The following is a 24,805-nucleotide window of genomic DNA, read 5'->3' on the forward strand; positions in this document are numbered from 1 at the left end:
GATTATAGCAAACATTCTAACTTAGTGAAGTTGCAGTACAGACTATTAAGCGTCGCAATTAATCTGGTAGATGCACCTTAAAGGTTTTGTCTGCAATGATTTTGCCATTTAACTCCAGCGTCATGCGCCAGTTCCCGACTTTATAAATACCAATCCGCATTGAAGTTTGTTCTTTTAGCGAAAATTATTAGTGTGGTATTCGCGGCAGTCTTTTGAAGCCATAGTTGTTCTACGTCAAGAAAGACTAACAAAGAAGAGCGCACTAATAAATTCGCCCTTCGGGGCGGTGTCACAATACCAATTACTGCCTCAAATGCCCTTGATGGAGATGACTACACCATCAGTCATTTGAATTGTACTTGGTACTGTGACGACGCCTAAAATAGACCATACTTCAATAAGGATTGGTATATTGGCGCCCAAATGCAATCGCCCAGATAAAAGCGCCAATCGTTTTCTTTGATAAATATCTCACCATCAAACGGTGGGCTAACATTACCGTCGTCATCGGTAATGTTAGGGTGGTAAATACAATAAGTGAGTACTTGGTTTTTAGCCTTTTTTATGCGCGTGATAAAGCCAAATTCGGTGTCGATAATCGCAGGCACATGAACTGTTGCCGCTAAAAATCGCGGTAATTCATCACTATCGCTATTCCATTGGCTAAAGAGTCCGCTATAAATAACGCTTACATCGGCTTTTAACTTACTCAAGGGCTATCCCTTTATAGAATGATATTTAGTGTTTATCGCTCAAGTGCTTAATCGCCGCTTGCAGAGCAAAATCATAACCTTGTGCGCCTAGGCCACAAATTACTCCTAGGGCTTTATCTGAAAAGTACGAATGGTGCCTAAAAGGTTCGCGGGCATGTACGTTAGATAAATGTACTTCAATAAACGGAATCGCTACCCCAAGTATGGCATCACGCAAAGCAACACTGGTGTGCGTAAAGGCTGCTGGATTGATAATAATAAATTGAGCGTCGGTAGCATGAATGGCATCAATCAATTGATACTCGGCATTGGACTGAATATGTTCAAGCGTAACGCCAGCCTGAGTCGCATTGCGAGTTAATTCATCCACAATAGTGGTGAGTGTTTGGTGACCATAATGTCCGGGTTCGCGACGGCCTAATAGATTGAGATTAGGACCGTTGATCAATAAAACTTTTGCTGTTTGGCTCATGATGGTTCCTATAAAAATCGCAAGGTAAGTCGGCTTAATATGCAGCACAAAAGAGGGTTCAACAAGCATTCTTACCGAAGACGGTTATCAGGTAAACCAAAAAATGCTCAACTAGGGTAATACCTTAGTCATTGAGTGATGGCGGATTCACTTTGTTGCTAATAATTTGCTAGCGACTTACTAATGATTTATTAACAACTGGCTAATTATTTACTAATTACTTATTAATAATCAGATTTATTTTGGCGCATCGCTTTAGTGGCACCGCGTTGTTTTTTGGTTTCAATGCGTCGCTTTTGGCTGCCTTTTGTCGCTTTGGTTGGTATACGGGCTTTTTGTACTACACCAACGCTTCTTACTAGTTCAATAAATTGTTCCAGTGCGGTTTGGCGGTTAAAATCTTGGCTGCGTGATTGTTGGCATTTTATAATTACTTTGCCACTTTTGGTAATACGGTGATCGGCTTTTTCAAGCAGCTTTTGTTGGTAGAACTCGGGTAAAGAAGATGAGGCAATATCAAAGCTGAGTTGCGCTGCGGTTGATACTTTATTGATATGCTGGCCACCCGCACCACTTGAACGGACAAACTGCCATTCAATTTCGTTATCTTGCAATATGACGCGTTGAGTTATTTGTATCATTCGGTTGTAGTGTTCCCCTTAATTAACGGTCATAAACCTGTAACGCTGCTTACTGTTTTTAACGCGGCATGTTTATGTGCTGTAGTTACATTCTACCGCAATCTGGGAAACTTTTCAGGGTTGTCTGCTGTGACATGTATGGCAAGAAGTGGTTTAGCCTTAGCATGGATATTGAACTAAAAAGCCTGACAGGCCTCAGAGTTATTACATATTTAATGAAATAACTAGAATAGTTTTGTTATCATGAGCGCCATTGTCGCTTTACACGATAACATCACCGTATAAAGTCTGTTCTATGGCCTAATTAGAGGGCCGGAGTTGCCGTTATGTTATGCCAAATCCCCGATATCACTAAAGGTGTCATCAGCTTATTTGTCAGTGGCCGTTTATCGGCACAAGATTACCGTACCCGTTTACAGCCCGCCATTAAGAGTTATCGTAAAGACTGGAATCAAGTGTGTCTTTATATTGAAGCTGATGTGTTGTTAGAAGGCTGGGAGTTTGGCTCATTAACCGGTAGCGGAGAAGTTCAGTTACCTGCGTTTGATGCGTTAGTGTTTGTAGGCGGCCCAGATTGGGTGGGTAATTCTGTTAGGCTGATGGGACCCTTTATGCAGGGCGAAGTTGCATGGTTTCCATTAGAGCGTAAACAAGAAGCCATTACTTGGATTGCCAAACGATCTCTGTGCTAAGGGGCCTGTAAATTATTTGCTGGCACCTTTTTACTCGGTTATCGCTTATTTGTTTCGAACATTGGTACACCATAAGTTCTAAGCTGTAGCTAATTATCACAAACTACTGCAGAATTCATCTCGAAAGGTCATCAGACCCTAGATTTTATTATTTTAGAAAAGGATAGCTTATGTCATTGTCAAAGTTGTTTGCCGTATCAAGTGCATTATTGTTAACTCTTAGCTTAACGGCATGTGCTCCAGAAGTGGGTAGTGAAGCTTGGTGTAAGCAAATGAAAGAAAAAGAAAGTGGTGATTGGACTGCCAATGAAGCAGCTGATTACGCTAAGCACTGCGTATTTAAATAAGCTTGAGTTTACTTTTAGGAGTATTTTTAGTTGAAGTGATTAAAAATACTCTGGATTATGCTTAATAAGTTTTATTATCAAACTAGCATCGATTCCTCACATATTACCCAAAGCAATCGTATGAATATTTTCACCCAAAACTTGTTTGATAAATATTCATTACTCGTCGGATTTTAAGTCAAAAATAAGAGTCGTTTAATACAATCAAGTGACCTTTCACCACATAGAGTAATTATTGAGCACTCATGCGGTTTCCTGACATATCACCTCAATTAACAATCATCTCTTATTGGCGCATATGGCTGATGATATTCTTATTACACATTTTATTTATACAATCAGCAAATGTTGTCATCAACACAAAGCTATTATTGAGTAATGACTAATTATAGGCATTTATTCCTAATAAGTATCTACCGTTTATTTTATGATGATCTATATATTTAAATATTACCCCCCCCCCACAAATCTCAGGTTAAATATTAATCATTTTGCTCAAAAGACATCCTCTTTTAGGGTTTTATAATAGTTATTTTAAATTTGGGATGATTAATGTGAACTAAGTACTTCACATTAACTTTTATTTATGTATATTAAAAAATCAAATTTGATTTCAATATATTTTTAATGATATACACAAATTTCAGGATGAAAGTTATGAACAAAGGACTCTTTGCGGCGACCACCGCTTGCGTAATATTACTATGTGGCTGCTCTACTATTAGACATGCACTTACAACTCCTAAAGCTCCCGTTTCTCAAATAAAACCAGCTCGAGAATCAAATACAGAACACATGAATAGGATTGCCGTTATCCATGATCGGCTTTCACCAGTTGGTGGTTCTATTTTAGAGACAAACCTCAGTGGTATTAAGTTTGATAACTCTCCTTACTTTACTTTAGTCGAGCGTTCACGCATCGATTCTATAATTAAAGAGCAGAAACTGAATGATGGTATGTTAACTAATTCAGCCACACGCATTAAATTAGGCCAATTAACTGGTGCTGATACACTAATTTCAGCTAGTTACTCTACAAAAATTAATTCATCTAATTATTCAGAAGAAAGAAGTGAATGTGTAGAAAAGGGTGACAACTGGTATAAGTGTAAAAAGAGGCGCGAATATACCGTTAGTTGCACAAAAAAAACAGCGGCTGTGATTTTTAAACCTAAAGCTGTTTCTGTTGAATCTGGTGAAATCATATTTTCAAAAAACTACAGTGAAATCGTTGATACTAAATTCTGTAAAGATAAGAGTGAATCAATGGATACTGATGAGCAACTAGTTGGTAAGGCGCTAGCTCGCATTACTAAAGAATTGAAGTTCGACCTAGCACCATATATCGTGACAACTGATGTTGAGTTAATGACAAATGATGATTCAAATATGCCCGAAAATGCTGAGAAGTTATTTAGTCAGGGAATTAACTTTGCGTATGAGGGAATGTTTGAAGGTGCTTGTAAACTATTTTCAAAAGCACAATCAAAATACGCATCATCTATTGCAATCACCTATAACAATGCCGTTTGTGCTGAGTTTTTAGCAGATGTTGAAATGGCTGATGCTTTCTATTCAAAAGCAATGACTATGACTGATGATATCGATGAATTAAAATTAGTTATGGAAGGTGAAACTCGTATTAAGCAACGCTTAATCGATGTTGATGTGTTAAGCAAATTAGCTTCCGAGCGTTTGTAATGCATCCCCTTTTAAACAGCATACTTAGAGTGCGAGTTAATCGTACTCTAAGTCTTTCTCTCCTATCAGTTATGTTGACTTGGTCTTCTTCTGTTATTGCCTGTAGTTGTGGAGAGTATTACTTTGAACGTCCTGAGCCTGATTGGGTGGGGTCGCAAACTGCTGATGGTGTATCTTATATTGCAGCAGGTTCTTCAGAATGTACGGGTCTAAAGAGTATTGATGAAGGAAGAGCGGATAATGATGCAAGGTCTTCGCTTACTAAAATGCTAAACACGGTTGTATCAACTAGTGAAAAAACCTCTGTTGGTGCTATTGGTAATGTTGGTTATTCTCGCTATAAAGCGGATACAAATTTAGAAAGTCAGCAAATATTACAGAATGCCACTATTTTCGATCGTTGGATCGACGGCAAGAACTGTGTTGTTTACGCTGGAATTTCATTACAACAAGCAGATCTTGAAAAAGGTAAAGCGAATCAACTAAAGGCACAGCAAGAGCAACTGATAGCTCAAAATGCTTGTATTGAAAGCTCTGGAGACAATAAGGGGCAAATCAAAGAAATGTTAATTGAACGCTTGTCACAAGAAGGGTTCACTTATAATACAGCTAAGGCTTGCCAAGTTAAATATCAACTAGCTAATAAGATTGTTCGCGCAAGCAAAGATATGCTTGAGAGTAAACTTGTTGTAAAAATGAGTAAAAGTAACCAACCTATTTGGCATAAAACCTATTCAGGGAAAGCCATGAGTTATAGTCAGAAAAGCCGTATTGAATTAATTCAGTTAGCAATCAGTGACAGCTTAGATAACTTCTTTGTTGATTTATCTTCGCTAAAACATAAAAAAATTACTCAATGACCAAGATGAAAAAAGCGGTAGCGCAAATACTTACGGGTTCAACCATAGAAGAAGATGAAAGCCAAGTTGGTTTGTTTTCCAAAATTTCTCGATTATTTATCTATATTGCATTTATTTTAATGGGATTAGGTAATTGGTCTGATACAAAAGAGTTACTCACCGAAGGTTATCAAGGGTTTATTACTCATTTTACAGACAGAGTAGAACAAAAAACGCTTAATACAATCAGAGTGGGTAATTATCTAGCACATATTGAAGCTAGTATTGGTATGCCAACCATAATCAAAAGCTCAACCATCAATGGCGCTTTAAAATATCGATACTATAAACAAGATAAGTACTTACTAACCTTAATTACAGAACAGCAAAGAGTATCTGGAGTTGTAGTACACAGTTTACTTAACAACAGCGTTATATTAGATCGCTTTGCGCCGCAAATCCCCTTTACGGACTTACATTTACTCACGGATAGCATTGAATCAATTACGCAGCGAAGTAATAATTTTTTCTTTGATAGTAATAATTTAATTTATTTTATGACCACCACAGATCTTGGTGCTTCTGGGATGCAGTTACAACTAGCAGCTGGCTTTACAGAGTATGACGGACAACAAGAACACTTCAAATCTACTTTAGATGAGTTAGGTCAGATTTTGATGTTAGATGAAACTAAAAAGGTAGCACCACTAGCTAAAAAGCTTACAGCACAAGCCGCTAATTTTTATGCAGTATATGAAATAGATGAGCAAATCATTGCAGACAGTTTATTAACTCGCTATGAATTTAATGCTTATTTTAAGGATTGATGTTTTCAAAGGATGAAAAACATGGGCAAACAAGTGATATCAAATAAAGCTAGGCCGATACTAATAAGCCTATGTTGTATCGGTGTTGGTTTATCCGTCGGCTCGCTAGTGAGTGCTGCAGATAGTGATTTTGAGACATTTAAGCAACAGCGCAAAGCTGAGGTTTCACAATTTAATCAATCTAAAAATGCCGAATTTAAAAAATTTCGGGATGAATACTTAGCCGAGTTTGACGCTTATCGTGGTGAATTACTGAAATTTTGGAGTGTGCCTGAGCAAAGCACTTCCGAAGTAGAGGTTATTTACACACAAGATAAGCAGACTCGCGTTAAAATAGATGCGTTGACTCAACAAGTGGTTATAGAAAATTTAACTGATGAGGTTATTGATCACGATGTTGTTATTCGAAAGTTAAAAGCAGATCCTAATACGCGAAGCTTTTTAGCCAATATAGAAAGCCCGGCAGCGTTAGCGGATAAAGAAACCGTGCTGAGTATACTAATAGACCAACCATCAGAAGTAATAGCTGAAAAAGTCGTTAATGAACAAATTGATATACAAAAGCAGCAAATGCTTTCACAGCTTGATGCGCAACAAAGTATTGAAGACATAGAGATTGAAATTTCCGCTAAAATTACACCTAGCAATGCCAGATCTCTTGATGCGAATAATAAACTCAAGCAAGTTGATGAGATTAATCAACAATCTCTAAAACGTAAAAAAATAGCTGATAATCAAGTTGAGGCATTAGTTAAAACCAATCCTATATATAAAAAAATTCAAGTAAACACTATGCGTTTACCTGAAGATTATTTGTACAAATTATCCAAGGATTATTTGATTTTCTATCAAAAGCAATCTTCAGAAATGAATATTCCGTTATCGTTATTACTTGCTATTTCATATGCTGAATCAACTTTTGACCCAAAAGCAAAATCTCATATTCCTGCATTTGGATTAATGCAAATTGTGCCAAGATCTGCAGGTATGGATGTTGCTAGAAAGTTTTATCGTAAAAATCAAGCTCCAACTTCGATAGAGCTGTATCAGCCTAATATTAATATTAGTTACGGAGCTGGTTATTTGTCTATTTTAAATGAACAATATCTTGATGGTATTGACGATCCAACAAGCAGGAAATATTGCGTCATAGCCGCTTACAATACTGGCGCGGGTAATATTGCAAAAACCTTTAATGGTGGAAATAATCGCTCTATAAAGCAGGCTTATAGCAAGATTAATGCATTATCGCCCGATCAAGTCTATAGCAAATTAATGAAGCGTTTACCTTACCCCGAAACTCAAAAGTATTTAGCCAAAGTGTCTAAACTTGAAGCTAAATATCAACATCAAATTAATCAATGGAATCTATCCGAATAAGGGAATAATGATGAAAAAAGTGCTACTAATTTCTGCCTCAGTATTAATGCTAGCAGCGTGTAACAGTACTCCTCAGTCACAATCAACACCACTTGCTGACAATGATTCAATTCCAAGTTGGGTATTCATGCCAACGAGCAAAAATGGCTTAGCTTCTTCAAGTTGCGTCGCTTGGGGTGGTAATATGTCAGCTGCAAGAGGCCAAGCGATTGCCACTGCCAAAGCAGATCTAGCGCTACAAATAGAGACTCGTGCAAAAGTCATGGATAAAACTATGAACTCGCAAACTCAGCAAGGGTCTTCTGTTCAAAATAAGTCGACATTTAGCCAAGTGAGTAAGCAGGTTGCTGAACAAAGCTTAGTTGGTGCAATCCCTAAAGAAATTGCTTTTGCACGTATTGATAATCAAAAGAAATTATGTGCTTTAGTTGAAATGGAAAATACCAAGCCATTATTTGATAACTTATTAGCGTCTGCTGGTGTAGCTCTTGATCCATCATCGGAAGCGAGTTTGTATAAAGACTTTCGTACCACAAAAATTACAGAAGAGTTACAGGCTGAGTTGTCTGTAAAATAATTTGACTAAAATTATCTGTTAAATAGTGCCTGTAAATCAGTTAATTTATTGTTTTATATCTTTATAAATTAGGGGCTGTTGATCTTTGTTTGAATTTTGTGCGAAGAAGGTACGCTCGTATAAATTACTTCGCCAAAAACAAATACAACGAGACTACCATGCCCCGATTAATGCTCACTGATGAGAGGTGGTCGAAGCTAAAATCTATTCTGCTTGAAGATAGCGTTTATAAGAAGCGAGAGTATAGATATACGATGAAAGGGATCCTCTATTGATTGCGTGTCGGCTGTCCTTGGCCCGATTTACCTGAATATTTTGGCTTATGGCATACGGTTTAGCGTCGTTTTTTTACTGTGGTCAAGAAAAGGTATTTTACTCAGATTGTTCAAGTCATTATCGACTGATAGCGATAATGCGTGGGAATGTCTTGATGGGAGATATATTAAAGCACATCGACACAGTGCCGGCGCGGCAATAACAGACCTATTGCAAGTCAATACAACACAGAGAGCAGAACAACGAGCAGTTTGATAAACTGAGGTTATTGAGCAAAGAATAGGTTACAGGGTCAAAATCTTGTGTAAACTATTCTAGATTTTAATAAAAAGTGTGTATCATTACACTTTGTTGTTGTAGATTTCCCGTTGCTCAGGATTTTTTTATATTGTTGTCCAATTTACTTTCTCGCTTTTCAATGGCTGGGATATCAAGATTACTAATTGCTTTAGTACTACTGCAATTTGTGGGTGCCAATTTAGGTGCGCATCAATTACATGTGGGTAACAGCAACGAAGAGCAAAATAACCACCCGCATCTTCAGTTCACTACCGAAGTGATAAGCATCGCCGAGTGTGTCGATTGTGCTTGTGCACTAAATGGTTCATTGCTGCATTCTGTTAATGATGACCACCAGCATGTTGGCAATATTACCGATATTGAGCAAGTTGATGTGTGTTTAGATTGTCAGTGTCATGGTGGCCATGTGGCACTTGCTAAGCTTAACGATAATGTAGTTAGTGAACATTTTCATGACCTTTTTGCCGATACCAAACTTAACTATTTACCTCCTGAGTCTTTCCCTACTTATCGTCCTCCTATCGTTTAATCCCTTTAAAGCACGTTTTTACTGTTTAGCTTCACCTCTATATTCGCTGTTATTGTGCTAATGAATGCTTTTTTGCATTCCATCATGGCGTGATATCTCGCTTGAATGACGGTGGCTAAGCCTATTTCCGTTGATATTTATTGTCGACGGTCTAGATTGTTTTTAGGATTAACCATGAAAATCAAATCAGTCCCAGCACTACCTTTATTGGCAGCATTAAATGCCAACGCTATGTTGAGCCATTTAGTGAATCATTTTGTGAATCATTCTCAGTTAAATGTTGCGCCAAGCACTCAGCCCATCTCTCCGCCAAGCATTCGAAAATATGACCGCACTAACTCCAGCGTTTCGCGGGCATTATTGTTCAGTGCAGCGCTATTGTTATCATTATTTGCACTGTCTAGTTCGCCTGTGCAAGCCAGCAGTGAATCAACAGAGGCGGCTCATCAAGAGTCGTTGTTAACCTTAAGTGCAGAGCAGCGCCAACTCGCGGGAGTGGAAGTGGCACAGTTAAGTGCGACCGCGTTTAATTTACAGGCTGTAGCCACCGCTCAGCTGGTTGTAGATAAAGACAAAACTATCACCATAGCGCCGCAATTAGATATGCAGGTGCTTAAGCGCCATGTGGTGCCAGGGCAACAGGTGCAAAAAGGCCAACCATTATTGACTATCGGCGGGGCTGATATTGCTGCGGCGCAAGCCGATTACGTTAATGCAGCAACGGAGTGGGATCGTATAAAGCGCATGAGCCAAGGAACGATTAGTGCCAGTCAGCGGATGCAAACCGAGGTCAATGCAGAGCTTAAACGTGCCATTTTACAGTCGGTAATGATGTCCAAACAACAGATAGCTGAGCTAGCAACATCGCCTAGTTCAATTGGTCAGTTTCAGTTATTGGCTCCCATAAATGGTCGGGTTCAGCAAGATATTGCCACAGTAGGACAAGTGTTAACCGCGGGCACACCTTTGATGCAACTGACTGATGAATCGTATTTGTGGGTAGAGGCAGAACTGACGCCATTACAAGCAGATCAAGTCAATATGGGCACCGATGTTTTGGTGCGAGTGGGAAGCCGTACTCGAGAGGGTGTCATTATTGGGCGTTCGCATGAAATTAACTCGCAAACCCGCACTGAGCAAGTATTAGTGCGTATGGCAAACCCAGGCCATGACTTACATGCTGGCGAGTTTGCCGAATTATACCTTGCAGCAAATCAAGGGGCTGAGCCGCTTGGATTTATTGTGCCAGATGCGGCGTTAACACGCGGTGGTGATGGTGATTGGCAGGTGTTCATAGAGCAAGACGGTGGATTTAGTGCAGTAGAGGTTTCTGTGGTGGAGCGTCAACGCGGACTGAGTTTTATTCGTGGTTTAGTACCACAAACTCGCGTTGTTGTATCTGGTGCGTTTTTCTTAGCATCTGAGCAAGCTAAATCTGGCTTTGATATCCATAACCACTAATCGCTAAGGCATCATTATGTTATATAAATTAATTGAGATTGCCGTTGAAAAGCGGTTATTGGTGTTACTTGGATTACTGGCCACTGTGGTGGCATCGGTATTCATGTTACCGAAGTTAAATCTAGATGCGTTTCCGGATGTCACCAATGTGCAGGTGACCATTAATACTGAAGCGGAAGGTTTGGCGGCAGAAGAGGTCGAGAAGCTGATTAGCTATCCTGTCGAATCGGCAATGTATGCATTACCGGCGGTGACCGAGGTGCGTTCATTATCACGTACTGGCTTATCGCTAGTGACCGTGGTGTTTGCCGAAGGTACTGATATTTATTTTGCACGTCAGCAAGTGTTTGAACAACTGCAAGCTGCAAAAGAGTCGATTCCTGCCGGTGTCGGCACCCCTGAAATTGGCCCAAACACCTCAGGTTTAGGGCAAATTTATCAATACATTTTACGGGCTGAACCCGAAACCAATATCAGCGCATCTGAGCTGCGGAGCTTAAATGACTATTTAGTGAAGTTGATATTAATGCCGGTGAGTGGGGTGACTGAGGTGCTGTCGTTTGGCGGCGAGGTGTTGCAATACCAAGTGCAAGTTGACCCTAATAAACTGCGCAGTTATGGCTTGTCGATGAGCCAAGTTAGCCAAGCATTGGAAAGTAATAACCGTAATGCTGGTGGTTGGTTTATGGACCAAGGCCAGGAGCAATTAGTGGTTCGTGGTTATGGTTTGTTGCCCGCTGGCGCCGCAGGTTTACAGGCCATTGCCGACATTCCGTTAACCGAAATCAATGGCACGCCAATACGAGTAGCCGACATTGCTAATGTGGCTTTTGGTAGCGAAATAAGAGTCGGTGCAGTGACCATGTCGCGCAGGCAGGCAGCGGCTAATGGCTCGTCGTCCGATGTACAAGCGCTAGGTGAAGTGGTTGCAGGCGTTGTGCTTAAACGCATGGGCGCCAATACCAAAGCCACTATTGATGACATCAATTCACGTATTAGTTTAATTGAGCAATCCTTGCCAAAAGGAGTGTCATTTGAGGTGTTTTACGACCAAGCGGATTTAGTCGATAAAGCGGTCACGACAGTGGTTGAAGCGCTATTGATGGCCTTTGGATTTATCGTGATTATTTTGGCATTATTTCTGGTCAATATACGGGCGACATTGTTGGTATTACTGTCGATCCCAGTGTCGATCGGGATCGCGTTATTGATCATGTCTTATTACGGCATGTCAGCTAACTTAATGTCTTTAGGTGGTCTTGCTGTTGCGATCGGTATGCTAGTTGATGGTTCAGTGGTGATGGTCGAAAACATCTTTAAACATGTTAGCGGCGAAACTGGCGCCAACCAATCTGCTGCAACTCATATTGATAGTGATGTTGATAGTGAAGCTGATGCACAAACCCAAAGCATGGCGATTAGGATCATGTTGGCGGCAAAAGAAGTGTGCAGTCCTATCTTCTTTGCAACAGCGATTATCATCGTAGTATTTATGCCGTTATTTGCTCTTGAAGGTGTAGAAGGAAAATTATTTCAACCTATGGCCGTGAGCATTATTCTTGCGATGATGGCGGCATTAGTGGTGGCGTTATTTGCGGTGCCTGCATTGGCGGTGTTTCTATTTAAACGCGGTATTGTGGTGCGTCAAAGCAAGGTGTTGGCCCCCATTGACGCAGTCTATCGACGAGTACTGACACTGGTGCTATCAAGTCCTAAATCGGTGATGTTAGCGGCAGTTGTTTTGTTTGCTGCAAGCATGCTGTTATTACCAAAACTTGGCACTGAATTTGTGCCCGAATTAGAAGAGGGCACCATCAACTTACGGGTGACACTGGCGCCTACAGCCAGTCTGGCTACTTCGGTTAACGTTGCGCCTAAAATTGAAGCCATGCTGCTGGAGTTTCCTGAGGTGGAATATGCGTTAAGTCGAATCGGAGCTCCCGAACTTGGCGGCGACCCAGAACCTGTGAGTAATATTGAAATATATATTGGTCTTAAGCCGATAGAACAATGGACATCGGCAAGCAATCGCTTTGAGCTACAGCGTTTGATGGAGCAACGGCTAGCGATATTCCCAGGATTATTGTTAACTTTCTCACAACCGATTGCTACTCGAGTCGATGAGTTGTTATCGGGCGTTAAAGCGCAGTTAGCGATTAAGATATTTGGCCCCGATTTGAGCATATTGTCGGAAAAAGGTCAGGTGTTAACTGATTTAGTCGCTGCCATTCCTGGGGCGGTTGATGTGTCGCTAGAGCAAGTCAGCGGTGAAGCTCAGTTAGTCGTTCGACCTAAACGTGAAGTCCTTGCTCGCTATGGTATTAGCGTCGATGAAGTCATGAGTTTAGTCACTCGAGGTATTGGTGGTGCCAGTGCAGGCCAAGTGATTGATGGTAATGCCCGTTATGACATTAATCTGCGATTAGCAGCGCAATATCGTAATGCGCCAGATGCGATTGAAGACTTGCTACTCAGTGGTGCCAATGGCGCGATTGTACGCTTGGGCGATCTCGCTGATGTGGTGATTGAAATGGCGCCGCCGAATATTCGTCGTGACGATGTACAGCGCCGAGTGGTGGTGCAGGCTAATGTATCGGGGCGTGACATGGGTTCGGTGGTCAACGATATTTATGCCATTGTGCCGCAAGCGGAGTTACCTGCGGGCTATACGGTTGTGGTGGGCGGCCAATATGAAAACCAGCAACGGGCGCAACAAAAGCTAATGTTGGTGGTGCCCATTTCTATCGCACTTATTGGCTTATTGTTGTATTTCTCGTTTGGTTCACTCAAACAAGTGGCATTGATTATGGCTAACGTACCATTGGCATTAATCGGCGGCGTGGTGGCTTTATATGTCACTGGCACCTATTTGTCGGTGCCCAGTTCAATCGGCTTTATCACCTTATTTGGTGTTGCTGTATTAAATGGTGTAGTGCTGGTGGACTCGATTAACCAACGCAGACAATCATCAGATGAAAGCCTGTACGACAGTGTTTACCAAGGCACGGTAGGGCGGTTACGTCCGGTGTTAATGACGGCACTAACCTCTTCATTGGGGCTGATCCCTATCTTGTTATCATCTGGTGTGGGCAGTGAAATTCAACAACCATTAGCGGTGGTGATCATTGGCGGCTTATTTAGCTCAACGGCTTTGACTTTACTGGTGTTGCCGACGGTTTATCAGTGGTTGTATCGAGATAAGTTATTATCGAAATAAAGCCAATTAGCTAAATAACATTTCAATTTTAAGCCTAATTATCTGATTAGGCTTTTTCATTTTCATTCGTAAATCGCTCGAAAATAATACTTGCTTATTTAAGATTACAGTTGTAATTTAAATAGGCAGATTACATCTGTAATCCATTTATAATCTAATAAGTTCTAACAACAAATGAGCGGTATCGCATGAAAGAAATCAGCAATAGTGAATTAGTCGTGTTGCAGCAGCTTTGGCAGCAGTCGCCATTGACCTCGAGTGAAGTGGTTGATGCATTAGAACAAAGCCATGACATGCATGAAAAAACGGTTAAAACCTTGCTTAATCGTTTAGTCAAAAAACAAGCCGTCAGTTTTGAAAAACAAGGTCGGGTTTACCATTACTCACCATTAATTGCTGAGCAGGACTATACCGTTAAAGAATCGCTTTCTTTTGTGGACCGCATGTTTGCTGGCAAGTTAACCCCATTGGTTGCCGGTTTTGCGCAAAAGAACAAGCTGTCGGCAGAAGATGTCGCCGAACTGCAAACCTTACTTGATGATTGGCAAAAGGAACAAAAGTGATGATTAATTGGTTTATGGAACAAACCATCTCATTGAGCGTGGTGTGTTTGACCTTGCTGGTAATGCACCGGTTGTTATTGTCTAGATTTGGAGCGCACTATACCTACTTTATGTGGATATCAGTGCCACTATTAATCATTGCAGATTTACTGCAAATGATATTGCCTCACCACGTTAACTGGTTTGGCAGTAATAACACCGCCTCAATCATCCAGCAGTATTATGTGTTTGCTAGCGATACTGCAGCGTTGTCGGCAGGCTTATTTGACCTGTTATACCTGCCTTATCTCTACGGTGCCGTTATCACGTTATTGGTCGCTAATATCGTGATGGAATACGGCTACCTGCAACGGTTAATCCAGTGTGGGCGTCAGCTAGATATTCCCTCTGTAAAGCTTAACGTATTAGTCCATCCTGATATTGAATCACCTATGCTCGCTGGGTTTATTGCTCCCAGTATTTTGGTGCCAACAAGCTTTACTTTACTCGAAGAAAGCCAGCAGCAAGCCATTATTCAGCACGAGGTATATCACTATCAACGTGGTGATTTATGGGCAAATGCCCTGGCTTATGGATTAACCATATTGTTTTGGTTCAATCCGTTGATGTGGTTGAGCTATCGCCGTTTTAGACAAGATCAAGAATTGTCATGCGATGCGCAGGTCACTGCCAGCATGAAAGCCCAAGCTAAAATTGCCTATAGCAGAACACTATTGGCCTATTCACAACATGCACCTTTGAGCATGTTACACACCCATTATGGGGATAAAACCATCTTAAAAGAGAGGATCTTACAGATGAAAAAGCAACATGGAAAAAGCACCTTAGCGTTGATTGGAATGACATTAGCTGTTGGTGTTAGTGCCTTTATGTTTAATCAGCAGGTATTTGCAGGCAATAATCTCAACGTTGAAAACAAAACCGACTCTATGGCAATGCCTGTGATAAGAATTGAGCCTAGCTATCCAATTGATGCTGCTAAAGAAGGGCTTAATGGTTATGTTCAAATGTCATTTGATATCAGTCCAAATGGCAGTGTGAACAATGTTAGAGTGACCAAGTCGTCGCCGAAACAAGTGTTTGATGCATCGGCTGTTGAGGCACTTGAACAATGGAAGTATCAACCCTCTGCAATTGGGTTTAAAGACCTACAAGTACAGTTAGACTATGTGATCCATCAGCCTGATAAATCAATTGAGAGAATTACGGTAAAATAACTAATAACAAAGATACTGAAAATGATTCAATGCCTCATTGCTATGAGGCATTGAATCATTTTTATAGATCTGGCTTTTTGGGCTGCAGTTTTAGCCCTAGTTTATTGGCGAGCGGCTCGATAGCGGCGCCTTGGACAATGACCGAAATCAGTACAATGAAAAATACCATGTGGATCATTTCACGCGACCCCTCTACTCCTGCTGCAGCGGGAATAAGCGCGAAAACAATTGGCGTAGCACCTTTTAATCCGATCATAGAAACAAACAAACGTTTGCGCCAATTAGCTTGTTTAAACGGTAAGTAACACAATTGCACAGCCAGTGGGCGCGCGACAACAATAAGCAATATAGCCGGTAGCAATGATGCAATGAACACCGGCATTAATTGCTGCGGGAAAATCTGTAAGCCTAAAATGATGAACATTAATGACTGCGCTAACCACGATATGCCATTAAAGAAATGCTTACTGACTTCAGCGCCCTTCTTTAAATAGTTGCCGATGATCACCCCGGCAATATAAACCGCAATAAGTTCGTTCCCACCCAATATTTCGGTACTTGATACTGTAATGGCAAAGCTGGCCAAAATAAAAACAGGAATAAGTCCGAATTCAGGCAGTTTAATGTTATTAAGTGCCCAAACGGCTAATTTACCCATTATTAACCCAACGACAGCCCCAACACCAATTTGCTGGCCGAGACTCGATAACACTGAAAGTGCTGTGGGTGCGCCGTTGGCACTATTGATAATAAAGTCGGTTAACATCACCACCATTAGTAAGGCTACAGGGTCATTGGTAGCCGATTCGAATTCTAAAATAGTGCCAGTACCGTGTTTTAATTTAAGTTTTTTTGACTCTAAAATAGAAAATACGGCCGCCGCATCGGTAGACGACACTACCGCGGCAAACAACATGCAAGTAATGAGGTTAAAGTCGAGTAACGCATTCAAGATAAAGCCGAAAATAATGGTAGTGAATATCACCCCTGCAGTGGATAACATTCCGCCTTCTTTCCAAGAAAACTTAATGTGTTTCATCGGAGTATTGAGCCCTCCGACAAAGACTATGGTGTTTAATGCGAGGGTACCAATCACTGAAGTAAGCTGTAGGTCATCGTATACAAAACCAAACTCACCATTACCAAATGCTAAGCCGACACCCATAAAGATCAGTAACGATGGTAAACCTAAAGTTTTGGATGGATGATGAAGTAAAATGCCAATGGCGATAAGTATGGAGATCCCTAAAATAATAATATCTGGTGGCATATGGGCACTCCTTGTGTGATGAAGATTGTATCAAATGGCTATTTTAGCATTAAAATCGTCTAAACTTATTTCATGAGCATTTATTAATATTTTTTTATATCTTCAGAGTCAGTTTGATTAATGTCATTGCCGTGTGTTTATTAGACTATAAAAGGGTAATAAATAGCCACCAGCCTTAGCCTTTTTTGTTGAGGCATCTTGCTTAATCATCTTGTTGATAGTGGATGCGACATTTTTAGTTAACATATTTACCTCATTAGTGAGGTGTTAATATTAGCGTAAGCAGTATCTCTTGGAGTTAACATGGCCATATTCATTAGCTTGTGGGGTGTAATAATATTCAGTTTTGGCCTGTTCATGATGTTGGCTCCAGCGCATTTTACAGATCAAATTGTTCGTTTTAGCCATCAACGCTATTTCCATTACATTGAAATTATATCTCGGTTAGTTCTCGGGAGTGTCTTACTACTTGATGCGCATAACACTTCATCGCCATTTGTGTTCGAAGTGATAGGTAATTTATTGTTTATTATTGCAATTATTCTTGTTTTTATGACCGAAAAGTATCACAAAAAGTTTGCTTTATGGTCTGTCTCATATTGTGTCAAAGCATTCAGACCCGCAGGGTTGTGCGCCATTATTTTTGGTTTGTGGACCGTTTATGTTAGCTATTATTAAGTTGATTAGACCTAAAACGTTATATTTTCGCTTTTTTTGTTAAAAATTTATGCCATTCAAATATCCTCCTAAGCTGCATAGCCATTGGATTTGCACATTTCTGTAATGTTAATGAAATGTGACTGTCATGTTTGCGCAGTCTTTTTGTCATTTTTGCAGGTTAGCTTGTCATCCAGCCAACTAACTCACACGCTTAAATCCGTCTTCGGAGATGACAATGGAACTGAAAAACATTTTTAAACTTACTGCACTTTCTACAGCCCTTGCTGCAACATTAGGGCTCGCTGGTTGTGGTGGTGATATTAATATCAATGCGGGTAGCGATACTGTTACACCGACTACGCCAACAACTCCAACTACACCCACTCAGACAGAACAACAAAAATCATACAGTGGCTTTGCAACTAAAAGCACCACCATGACAGCCGTTGATGGTAAAGAAGTTTGGGTATTAAAGGGAACGCTTGCACCTTCTACAGCAGCATCAACAATTACCACTGGTGGCCAAGATGGCGACAAAATCGTATTAGGTAATGACGTTGTATGGCAGCTTGATGGTGCAGTGATTGCCGGTGGCGACAATGCCAATGCGGTTGAGTTATCGATATTACCTGGCACCAAAATCTTAGGTGGCAGCGATTCATATTTAGTGGTTAGCCGTGGTTCTAAAATTATGGCTGATGGTACTGCAACTGCCCCTATCGTATTTACGTCTGTTGAAACGGCTTTAGGCCAAGAAGGTAAAGCGGGTCAGTGGGGTGGTTTAGTGTTATTGGGTAATGCGCCAGTAAACACCTGCCCAGATTTAACTAATTGTTCAGCGTCTTTTGAAGTGGGTAACCACAGCTACGGTGGTAATGACACCGAAGACAATTCAGGTTCAATCAAGTATGTACGCGTTGAGTTTGGTGGTTTCAAAATCAATGACACCCAAGAAATGAACGGTATTAGTTTTGCCGGTGTGGGTGCGGGTACTGAAATTGACCACGTACAAGTTCACATGAATAACGATGATGGTTTTGAATTCTGGGGCGGTAATGTTTCAGTAACAAATATCGTACTGACAGAAAACTTTGATGACTCGTTAGATTGGACAAACGGTTGGCAAGGTAGCGCGCAGCACGTTTATATTCGTCAAGCTGACAACGCATCTAACCGTGGTATTGAAGCTGACAGTAACAGTGACGCAAGTGCTGTACCTATGTCCAAACCAGTGTTAGCTAACTTTACTATTCAGGTTGCTAACGGCACCAACAGTGGTGGTGACGATGCGGAAGGTATTTTATTCCGTAAAGGCACTGGCGTGAATACCTATAACATTCTTGTTAAAGGTGACGTTGATTCTGGCGAATGTTTAGAGGTTAACGATGACAATACCGTTAACAACGCCAACACCGCAGAATTGACGATGCAAAACAGCTTAATTGACTGTGTTGAACCGTTCAAAAATGCCAAGGCAGATGCTGCAGAAGGCCGTACTTTAGCGCTAGATGTTGAAGCTTGGTACAAAGGGCAAGCGGATAACTTAGTTGCAGCAGCAGATTTAACCGATTACATGCCTAATTCATCATCTGTTGCATTAACGGCTGGCAAAGCAGATTTGGCTAACCTTGATGCGCGTTTGGTTAATGCTAACTACATTGGTGCATTTGATGGCACTAACGATTGGACGGAAGGCTGGACTACAGCCATTCATGACGATGTAACGCCAACACCGACAGCATTACCAGTATTAACCTCTTGTCCAGTAGGCACAACAGCTTCAGCTGCAACAGCAGGTTTATATAAAGATGCATCAATTACCTTAATTTGTACCCTTGAAGGCAATGTTTTAAGCAACACGACTCTTCTCGCTGGCCAAAACGTAATGTACAAAATCGATGGCGGTGCAGTAGTAGTAGGTGGAGATAACACCACGCCTGCAACATTGGCTATTCAAGCGGGCACTAAGTTATTCGCGACATCTAACAGCTTTATCGCGGTGAGTCGTGGCTCAAAAATTATGGCTCAAGGTAGTGCAACTCACCCAATTGAAATGACCTCTGAAGAGGATGTGATTGCGGGTGCAAGTGGCGAACGTGGTCAATGGGGTGGATTGGTTATTCTAGGTAATGGTTTAACTAATACATGTCCTGATCATAATGCTTGTTCAGCGTCGTTTGAAGTCGGTGACTTCCCGTACGGTGGTAACAACAACGCTGATAACAGCGGTCAAATCAGCTACGTAGTGATTAAGTATGCTGGCTTTAAAGTGAATGATACTCAAGAAATGAACGGTATCTCATTTGCGGCAGTGGGCAGCGGAACTCAAGTAGACCATATTCAAATTCACGCTAACGGCGACGACGGTGTTGAGTTTTGGGGTGGTGCAGTTAACTTGAAATATGTGTACTTAACTGAAAACTTCGATGACAGCTTAGATTGGACTAACGGTTGGACAGGTAAAGCACAGTTTGTGTATATCACTCACGAAGACGGTAATGCTAACCGTGGTATCGAAGGTGATAGCCATAAAGGTGCTACTGATACCCCAGTGTCGGCGCCAAAATTAGCGAACTTCACTATTTTACCGGGTACAGATATTGCTAACGCAAGTGGCGATAAAGGTGAAGGTATCTTGTTACGTGTTGCTACAGCCGGTGAGTTATACAACGTGCTAGTACAAGGTCGTAAAGGCACTACTGCTGAAACTGAGTCTGGCGAATGTTTAGAGTTAGATGGCTCTTACGCTGGTTTAGTCGACAACGTAAACAGCAAAACGCTAACCATGTCTCATTCAATTATCGACTGTAACGAGCCATTTAAGTACAGCTCTGATAATGCCGCAACAGCAGACGCTGTGAATGTTGAAACCTGGTTCATGGGCCAAGAAGGTAACTCAACAGCTGCAGTGACTATCACTGACGGTATGCCAGCAGCAACAGATACAACGCTACTTGGCAAAGGTAAAGACTTAAGCACTGATGATAGCTTCTTCGAATCAACCAACTTTATTGGTGCATTCGATGGCCAGAATGACTGGCGTCAAGGTTGGGCTTACTTTCCACAGTAATCACCTCGATAACCTTAATCTGTGACCTATTAATAGCCGCCCGCAAGGGCGGTTATCTCTGAACCGCATACAGGATAGTTAAGTATGAAAACCAAGCCGAGTTTTACCGTTAATAAGTTAAGTCTTGCCATTATCTCTGTGATTTCTGCGGCGACACTATTAACAGCTACCCCCGTATACTCGCAAGAACCAGCGCCTGTTCGTGATCCTGGTGAAGTGATTCCAATTGAACCGATAGAAGTGATTTCAGTTACTGGGCGTTTACGTAGCTCTGCATCGGAAGCAACTGAAGAACGTCGTGAACAAATTGCTGTAGCCGATATTATGGGCTCAGAACAAATTTCAAGAACCGGTGACGGTGATGCCGCCGCAGCGCTTCGTCGTGTGACAGGTTTAACCTTAAAAGATGGCAAATTCATTTATGTTCGTGGTTTAGGTGAGCGTTATTCAAGTACCTCACTGAATGGCGCGACAGTGCCATCGCCAGACCCAACCCGTAACGTAGTACCTTTAGATATGTTTCCTGCATCGATCATTGAATCATTATCGGTGCAAAAGTCTGCCTCAGCTAATTCACCTGCCGCATTTGGTGGCGGGCATGTTGATATTCGCACTAAATCAATTCCGGCCGACTTCTTCTTTAAAGCGTCAGTGGGCGGTCGTTATAACACCAATGACTCAAATGACAGCTACACCTACAACGGTGGTGGCGATGATTGGACCGGCCAAGACGATGGCACTCGCAGCATGCCAAGCAACATTAATAACACCATTAATCAATATGGTGGAATTAGCCCAATTGATATCGTGAGCAACTCTAATGGCGCTATAAATTACCCAGCAGCACAAAAAGTTAACCGCGAACTAGCACTAGACATGTACCGCGATATGACGGTACACAGCCAAAGTACAGACCCTGCAATGCGCGGTGATATCGCCATTGGTGATCGTTGGGACATTACCGACGATATTATCTTTGGTGCATTGTCAGCCGTGTCTTACAAGAAGCAAGCTGAAAACTACACTAAACGTGAAGTTGAGCTTGATGGTGATAGCAGCCAAGTACAAGTTGAAAACCAGAAAGACATCGTTGGTACCGACTCAATAGTCCAAGTGTCTGGCATGCTTAACTTAGGCTTAGAGATTGGCTACAACCATAAAATCGAAACCTTCACTACTTACCTGCAAGACACTTCAGATGATGTGTCTATGGGGATTGAAGAAACCATCGATACTTTGGGTGAGCCAAATGCACTGCAAGTTTACGCCATTGATTACGAAGAACGTTCGCTTATCAGTAACCAAATTAAAGGTCATCATTTTATTGAATATTTGAATGACGCTGAATTTAATTGGAAGTTCTCCGATGCGCGCTCAGAGCGTTATGCACCAAATGAAGTGTCGTATACCTACAACGTGATTTTAGACGACAGCAACCAGTTATTATCACGTAACCTCAATACTCAAGATGCACCCAAGTATGTCTACAGTCGCCTAGAAGATGACAGCCAAAACTATGCTTGGGACTTTATGTATCCAATTAATCTAGACGGCGCCGTGGTTAAACTGACTACCGGCTATGAATACTTTGAGCGTACTCGCGAAAGCTATGCAACTCGCTTAGGGTTTGATGTCGATTTAAGTCCAACCGACCCTAATGGCGCTATTTTAGCGGGTGATTTTGATGAGATTTTCTCTGATAAAAACATTACCGACAATACCTTAGGGCTAGAGCTAAAAGACGCATCAACTGACACCGAAGACTACATTGCCGCCGAGAAAAACGACGCTGCATTTGTGAGCATGGACATCGACTTTGATGATGTTTGGCGGGTATATGCTGGTATTCGTTATGAAGATTTTCGTCGCGTCACTTTGCCTATCGACCCCAATGGTGAAATATCAGATGAAGGTGGTCGTTATCAGTTATCTGACTACGTGATAGCAGAAGACGGTTGGTTCCCATCGTTATCATTAACCTGGAAACAAACCGATACTACTCAATGGCGTTTTGGAGCGAGTAAAACTATCGTTCGTCCAGATCTTCGTGAGGTATCACCGGTTCGATTCCAAGATCCGGTTACTGGTTTTGACTTCTTCGGTAACCCAGAGTTAAAGAGTTCAGACATTCTTAACTTAGATTTACGTTGGGAATATTATTCTGATTCGGGTAATAATTTCAGCATGGGCGCATTCTATAAAGATGTAGATGCACCAATTGAGCCGATTCAACGTATTTCAGAAGCAGGGCGTCAGCTCAAGTTTTATAACGCGCAGTCGGGTTATGTGTACGGTCTTGAAACCGAGTTCTTACAAGAGCTTGAGTTTTTAGGTAGCGAAGGCAGCATTTGGGAAGACTTCTTTGTTGCAGGTAACTTAACCCTTGGCGACTCAGAAATCGATATCGCTGCTAACGGCGAAATTGACCCAACCAATAAAACCCGCCGCATGACCGGACATTCACAATGGGTGGCTAACTTACAGTTAAGTTACGACTCGTCAGACAGTTATCACAGTGCCACATTAGTGTATAACGTGTTTGGTGAACGTATTGCTTATGGTGGCCGTGGTGGTTTAGACGATGTATTTGAAAAGCCATTCCATAGCCTTGATTTTACGTATAGTTTCTTTCCGACAGATAGCGTTACGGTAAAAGTAAAAGCGAAAAATATCTTAGGTGAAACCACTGAATACGAACAGCAAGATCTGCAAGTGTACGCTAAAGACCCTGGCACAGAGTTCACTTTGCAATTTAGCTATGAGTATTAATAGGTGTAATCGTTACGTGTAATAGTGCGTTCAAGAGTCACTTATAAAAGAGTACTTGTTTTTAGCGGTTTTTATTCATCATTTCAATCGCTAAAAATGTGCATGGCCACTTTCTTCGGAACAAAGAAAGTGGCCTTTTTTTGTTTAATAACAAGATAACGCTACACAAACTCAGCTTATGTAACGGATAAATAAATTAACCTCAGTGTAAACATTGGCACTTTTCTATTTCAAATTGGGTAGAATACTGGCTTGCTCGTTACTGATACCTCAATGGACCCGTGTTAATGCCCACAATACTGCCCCTGTTCACCCCGTTAAAGCTGTGTATATATGTGATGTTGGCGTTATCGACCAGTGCATGTGCTATGCCGATAGGCATGACCCAAGCGGGTAGCATTACTGCTCCGACTATTGACGAAGCCAGTGGTTTAGCGGTATCGAGGCTCAACGACAATATACTTTGGGTACATAACGACAGTGGCGACACCGCAAGGATTTTTGCCATTGATACCCAAGGTCATCAGTTGGCGACAGTTAACATTACAGGCGTTAAGAATAACGATTGGGAAGACATCGCCTCGTTCGTTTACCAAGGTGAATCGTATTTATTGATCGCCGATGTGGGTGATAACCAAGCGAAACGATCGCAATATCAGCTACATCTGATCAAAGAGCCTGATTTAAGCCAACTGAATGGCCAAAAAACACTGTCGGCTAAACCCGTTTGGAGCATGACATTTACCTACCCAGATGGTACACACGATTGTGAATCTGTAGCCGTTGATGTGGCTAAACAAAAAATACTGTTACTGAGCAAACGCGATAAATTACCAATATTATTCGAGTTGCCATTAATGGCTCCAGCTTTAGGACAAAGTGCTTCCAACAATTCATCGGTTCAAATGGTTAACAAGCAAGCCAAAAAGCTGGGCGAAATCGCGCCATTACCAACCGCCATGCTCGATTACGCCAGTATCTATACCTGGATTGGTTTTGCCGGAAAACCTACAGCCATGGATATATCAGCTGATGGTTTATCGGCGGTGGTATTAACCTACACTCACGCGTTCTATTTTACTCAAACTGAGCCAGGTGATTGGTTAACGTTGTTTTCTACGCCGCCACAAGAGATTTCTCTACCAGCGATAAAGCAAGCTGAAGCCGTGGGTTTTAGCCCAGACGGTAACAGCATTTTTATCACCTCTGAAATGATCCCTGCACCCTTGTATAAAATGGATTTGAAAGGTTTTCATACTCAACAGTAGGTGATGTGTGCTCGCG

At 41.5% G+C, this 24,805-nt stretch carries 21 protein-coding genes; 16 read left to right on the forward strand and 5 right to left on the reverse strand.

Going from position 1 to position 24,805, the window contains the following annotated elements:
* Positions 1-58 precede the first annotated feature (58 nt).
* The 4 genes from H5181_RS20870 to arfB all read right to left on the reverse strand — a co-directional run bounded on the left by H5181_RS20870 (position 59) and on the right by arfB (position 1,826).
* A complete protein-coding gene (locus H5181_RS20870) occupies positions 59-160 on the reverse strand; it encodes a DUF3859 domain-containing protein (RefSeq protein ID WP_404948489.1) in 102 nt (33 codons plus the stop codon).
* A 217-nt stretch (positions 161-377) separates the two neighbouring features.
* Positions 378-713: a DUF3859 domain-containing protein gene (locus H5181_RS04835; RefSeq protein ID WP_182750383.1), complete on the reverse strand. Its 336-nt coding sequence runs from the start codon at positions 711-713 to the stop codon at positions 378-380.
* A 25-nt stretch (positions 714-738) separates the two neighbouring features.
* The gene (gene aroQ, locus H5181_RS04840) at positions 739-1,185 is read right to left on the reverse strand and encodes a type II 3-dehydroquinate dehydratase (protein ID WP_011639010.1); all 447 of its coding nucleotides are present in this window, start codon (positions 1,183-1,185) and stop codon (positions 739-741) included.
* Between the two features lie 224 nt (positions 1,186-1,409).
* Entirely contained in the window at positions 1,410-1,826 is a 417-nt protein-coding gene (gene arfB / locus H5181_RS04845; RefSeq protein WP_182750384.1) for an alternative ribosome rescue aminoacyl-tRNA hydrolase ArfB, read from the reverse strand.
* Positions 1,827-2,152: 326 nt separating this feature from the next.
* Between arfB and H5181_RS04850 the strand changes: the two genes are divergently transcribed.
* The 12 genes from H5181_RS04850 to H5181_RS04905 all read left to right on the forward strand — a co-directional run bounded on the left by H5181_RS04850 (position 2,153) and on the right by H5181_RS04905 (position 15,752).
* On the forward strand, positions 2,153-2,518 hold the full coding sequence (locus H5181_RS04850) for an STAS/SEC14 domain-containing protein (protein ID WP_011639008.1): 366 nt from the start codon (positions 2,153-2,155) through the stop codon (positions 2,516-2,518).
* Between the two features lie 170 nt (positions 2,519-2,688).
* Positions 2,689-2,865 (forward strand): DUF3012 domain-containing protein, encoded by a 177-nt coding sequence (locus H5181_RS04855; RefSeq protein WP_011639007.1) that lies wholly within the window; start codon positions 2,689-2,691, stop codon positions 2,863-2,865.
* Positions 2,866-3,522: 657 nt separating this feature from the next.
* A complete protein-coding gene (locus H5181_RS04860) occupies positions 3,523-4,566 on the forward strand; it encodes a CsgG/HfaB family protein (RefSeq protein WP_182750385.1) in 1,044 nt (347 codons plus the stop codon).
* 71 nt (positions 4,567-4,637) lie between these two features.
* Positions 4,638-5,426: a hypothetical protein gene (locus H5181_RS04865; RefSeq protein WP_182750386.1), complete on the forward strand. Its 789-nt coding sequence runs from the start codon at positions 4,638-4,640 to the stop codon at positions 5,424-5,426.
* 5 nt (positions 5,427-5,431) lie between these two features.
* A complete protein-coding gene (locus tag H5181_RS04870; protein ID WP_182750387.1) occupies positions 5,432-6,232 on the forward strand; it encodes an ETEC_3214 domain-containing protein in 801 nt (266 codons plus the stop codon).
* Between the two features lie 21 nt (positions 6,233-6,253).
* On the forward strand, positions 6,254-7,612 hold the full coding sequence (locus tag H5181_RS04875; protein ID WP_182750388.1) for a transglycosylase SLT domain-containing protein: 1,359 nt from the start codon (positions 6,254-6,256) through the stop codon (positions 7,610-7,612).
* Between the two features lie 7 nt (positions 7,613-7,619).
* Positions 7,620-8,189 (forward strand): LPP20 family lipoprotein, encoded by a 570-nt coding sequence (locus H5181_RS04880; RefSeq protein WP_259396941.1) that lies wholly within the window; start codon positions 7,620-7,622, stop codon positions 8,187-8,189.
* A 694-nt stretch (positions 8,190-8,883) separates the two neighbouring features.
* Positions 8,884-9,294 carry a hypothetical protein gene (locus tag H5181_RS04885; protein WP_182750419.1) on the forward strand — a complete coding sequence of 137 codons (411 nt, stop codon included), beginning with the start codon at positions 8,884-8,886 and terminating at the stop codon, positions 9,292-9,294.
* A gap of 174 nt (positions 9,295-9,468) precedes the next feature.
* The gene (locus H5181_RS04890) at positions 9,469-10,755 is read left to right on the forward strand and encodes an efflux RND transporter periplasmic adaptor subunit (RefSeq protein ID WP_259396943.1); all 1,287 of its coding nucleotides are present in this window, start codon (positions 9,469-9,471) and stop codon (positions 10,753-10,755) included.
* A gap of 16 nt (positions 10,756-10,771) precedes the next feature.
* Entirely contained in the window at positions 10,772-13,972 is a 3,201-nt protein-coding gene (locus H5181_RS04895; protein ID WP_182750390.1) for an efflux RND transporter permease subunit, read from the forward strand.
* A 188-nt stretch (positions 13,973-14,160) separates the two neighbouring features.
* The gene (locus H5181_RS04900) at positions 14,161-14,535 is read left to right on the forward strand and encodes a BlaI/MecI/CopY family transcriptional regulator (RefSeq protein ID WP_101085084.1); all 375 of its coding nucleotides are present in this window, start codon (positions 14,161-14,163) and stop codon (positions 14,533-14,535) included.
* Positions 14,535-15,752: a M56 family metallopeptidase gene (locus H5181_RS04905; protein WP_182750391.1), complete on the forward strand. Its 1,218-nt coding sequence runs from the start codon at positions 14,535-14,537 to the stop codon at positions 15,750-15,752. The genes H5181_RS04900 and H5181_RS04905 overlap by 1 nt, the downstream gene beginning before the upstream one ends.
* Positions 15,753-15,813: 61 nt before the next feature.
* Here H5181_RS04905 and H5181_RS04910 read toward each other — a convergent pair whose 3' ends face one another.
* Positions 15,814-17,022, reverse strand: coding sequence for a potassium/proton antiporter (locus tag H5181_RS04910; RefSeq protein ID WP_182750392.1), 1,209 nt, complete (start codon positions 17,020-17,022; stop codon positions 15,814-15,816).
* Positions 17,023-17,325: 303 nt separating this feature from the next.
* On the opposite strand from H5181_RS04910, the gene H5181_RS04915 reads away from it, so the two are divergent.
* The 4 genes from H5181_RS04915 to H5181_RS04930 all read left to right on the forward strand — a co-directional run bounded on the left by H5181_RS04915 (position 17,326) and on the right by H5181_RS04930 (position 24,789).
* On the forward strand, positions 17,326-17,700 hold the full coding sequence (locus H5181_RS04915) for a hypothetical protein (protein ID WP_182750393.1): 375 nt from the start codon (positions 17,326-17,328) through the stop codon (positions 17,698-17,700).
* A gap of 217 nt (positions 17,701-17,917) precedes the next feature.
* Complete coding sequence (locus H5181_RS04920; protein WP_182750394.1) at positions 17,918-20,752, forward strand: hypothetical protein; 2,835 nt, start codon at positions 17,918-17,920, stop codon at positions 20,750-20,752.
* An 84-nt stretch (positions 20,753-20,836) separates the two neighbouring features.
* Positions 20,837-23,521, forward strand: coding sequence for a TonB-dependent receptor domain-containing protein (locus H5181_RS04925; RefSeq protein WP_182750395.1), 2,685 nt, complete (start codon positions 20,837-20,839; stop codon positions 23,519-23,521).
* 287 nt (positions 23,522-23,808) lie between these two features.
* Positions 23,809-24,789, forward strand: a complete 981-nt coding sequence (locus H5181_RS04930) for a hypothetical protein (protein WP_182750396.1) — start codon at positions 23,809-23,811, stop codon at positions 24,787-24,789.
* Positions 24,790-24,805 lie beyond the last annotated feature (16 nt).

Origin of the sequence: Shewanella sp. SG44-2 (assembly GCF_014164215.1) — a bacterium.
GTDB classification, from domain to species: domain Bacteria; phylum Pseudomonadota; class Gammaproteobacteria; order Enterobacterales; family Shewanellaceae; genus Shewanella; species Shewanella frigidimarina.

Excerpts from the sequence above, each read along its gene's own strand:
- H5181_RS20870 (WP_404948489.1), bottom strand. The coding sequence starts at position 160 with ATGCGGATTGGTATTTATAAAGTCGGGAACTGGCGCATGACGCTGGAG.
- aroQ (WP_011639010.1), bottom strand. The coding sequence starts at position 1,185 with ATGAGCCAAACAGCAAAAGTTTTATTGATCAACGGTCCTAATCTCAAT.
- arfB (WP_182750384.1), bottom strand. The coding sequence starts at position 1,826 with ATGATACAAATAACTCAACGCGTCATATTGCAAGATAACGAAATTGAA.
- H5181_RS04850 (WP_011639008.1), top strand. The coding sequence starts at position 2,153 with ATGTTATGCCAAATCCCCGATATCACTAAAGGTGTCATCAGCTTATTT.
- H5181_RS04855 (WP_011639007.1), top strand. The coding sequence starts at position 2,689 with ATGTCATTGTCAAAGTTGTTTGCCGTATCAAGTGCATTATTGTTAACT.
- H5181_RS04860 (WP_182750385.1), top strand. The coding sequence starts at position 3,523 with ATGAACAAAGGACTCTTTGCGGCGACCACCGCTTGCGTAATATTACTA.
- H5181_RS04865 (WP_182750386.1), top strand. The coding sequence starts at position 4,638 with ATGTTGACTTGGTCTTCTTCTGTTATTGCCTGTAGTTGTGGAGAGTAT.
- H5181_RS04870 (WP_182750387.1), top strand. The coding sequence starts at position 5,432 with ATGAAAAAAGCGGTAGCGCAAATACTTACGGGTTCAACCATAGAAGAA.
- H5181_RS04875 (WP_182750388.1), top strand. The coding sequence starts at position 6,254 with ATGGGCAAACAAGTGATATCAAATAAAGCTAGGCCGATACTAATAAGC.
- H5181_RS04880 (WP_259396941.1), top strand. The coding sequence starts at position 7,620 with ATGATGAAAAAAGTGCTACTAATTTCTGCCTCAGTATTAATGCTAGCA.
- H5181_RS04885 (WP_182750419.1), top strand. The coding sequence starts at position 8,884 with ATGGCTGGGATATCAAGATTACTAATTGCTTTAGTACTACTGCAATTT.
- H5181_RS04890 (WP_259396943.1), top strand. The coding sequence starts at position 9,469 with ATGAAAATCAAATCAGTCCCAGCACTACCTTTATTGGCAGCATTAAAT.
- H5181_RS04895 (WP_182750390.1), top strand. The coding sequence starts at position 10,772 with ATGTTATATAAATTAATTGAGATTGCCGTTGAAAAGCGGTTATTGGTG.
- H5181_RS04900 (WP_101085084.1), top strand. The coding sequence starts at position 14,161 with ATGAAAGAAATCAGCAATAGTGAATTAGTCGTGTTGCAGCAGCTTTGG.
- H5181_RS04905 (WP_182750391.1), top strand. The coding sequence starts at position 14,535 with ATGATTAATTGGTTTATGGAACAAACCATCTCATTGAGCGTGGTGTGT.
- H5181_RS04910 (WP_182750392.1), bottom strand. The coding sequence starts at position 17,022 with ATGCCACCAGATATTATTATTTTAGGGATCTCCATACTTATCGCCATT.
- H5181_RS04915 (WP_182750393.1), top strand. The coding sequence starts at position 17,326 with ATGGCCATATTCATTAGCTTGTGGGGTGTAATAATATTCAGTTTTGGC.
- H5181_RS04920 (WP_182750394.1), top strand. The coding sequence starts at position 17,918 with ATGGAACTGAAAAACATTTTTAAACTTACTGCACTTTCTACAGCCCTT.
- H5181_RS04925 (WP_182750395.1), top strand. The coding sequence starts at position 20,837 with ATGAAAACCAAGCCGAGTTTTACCGTTAATAAGTTAAGTCTTGCCATT.
- H5181_RS04930 (WP_182750396.1), top strand. The coding sequence starts at position 23,809 with ATGCCCACAATACTGCCCCTGTTCACCCCGTTAAAGCTGTGTATATAT.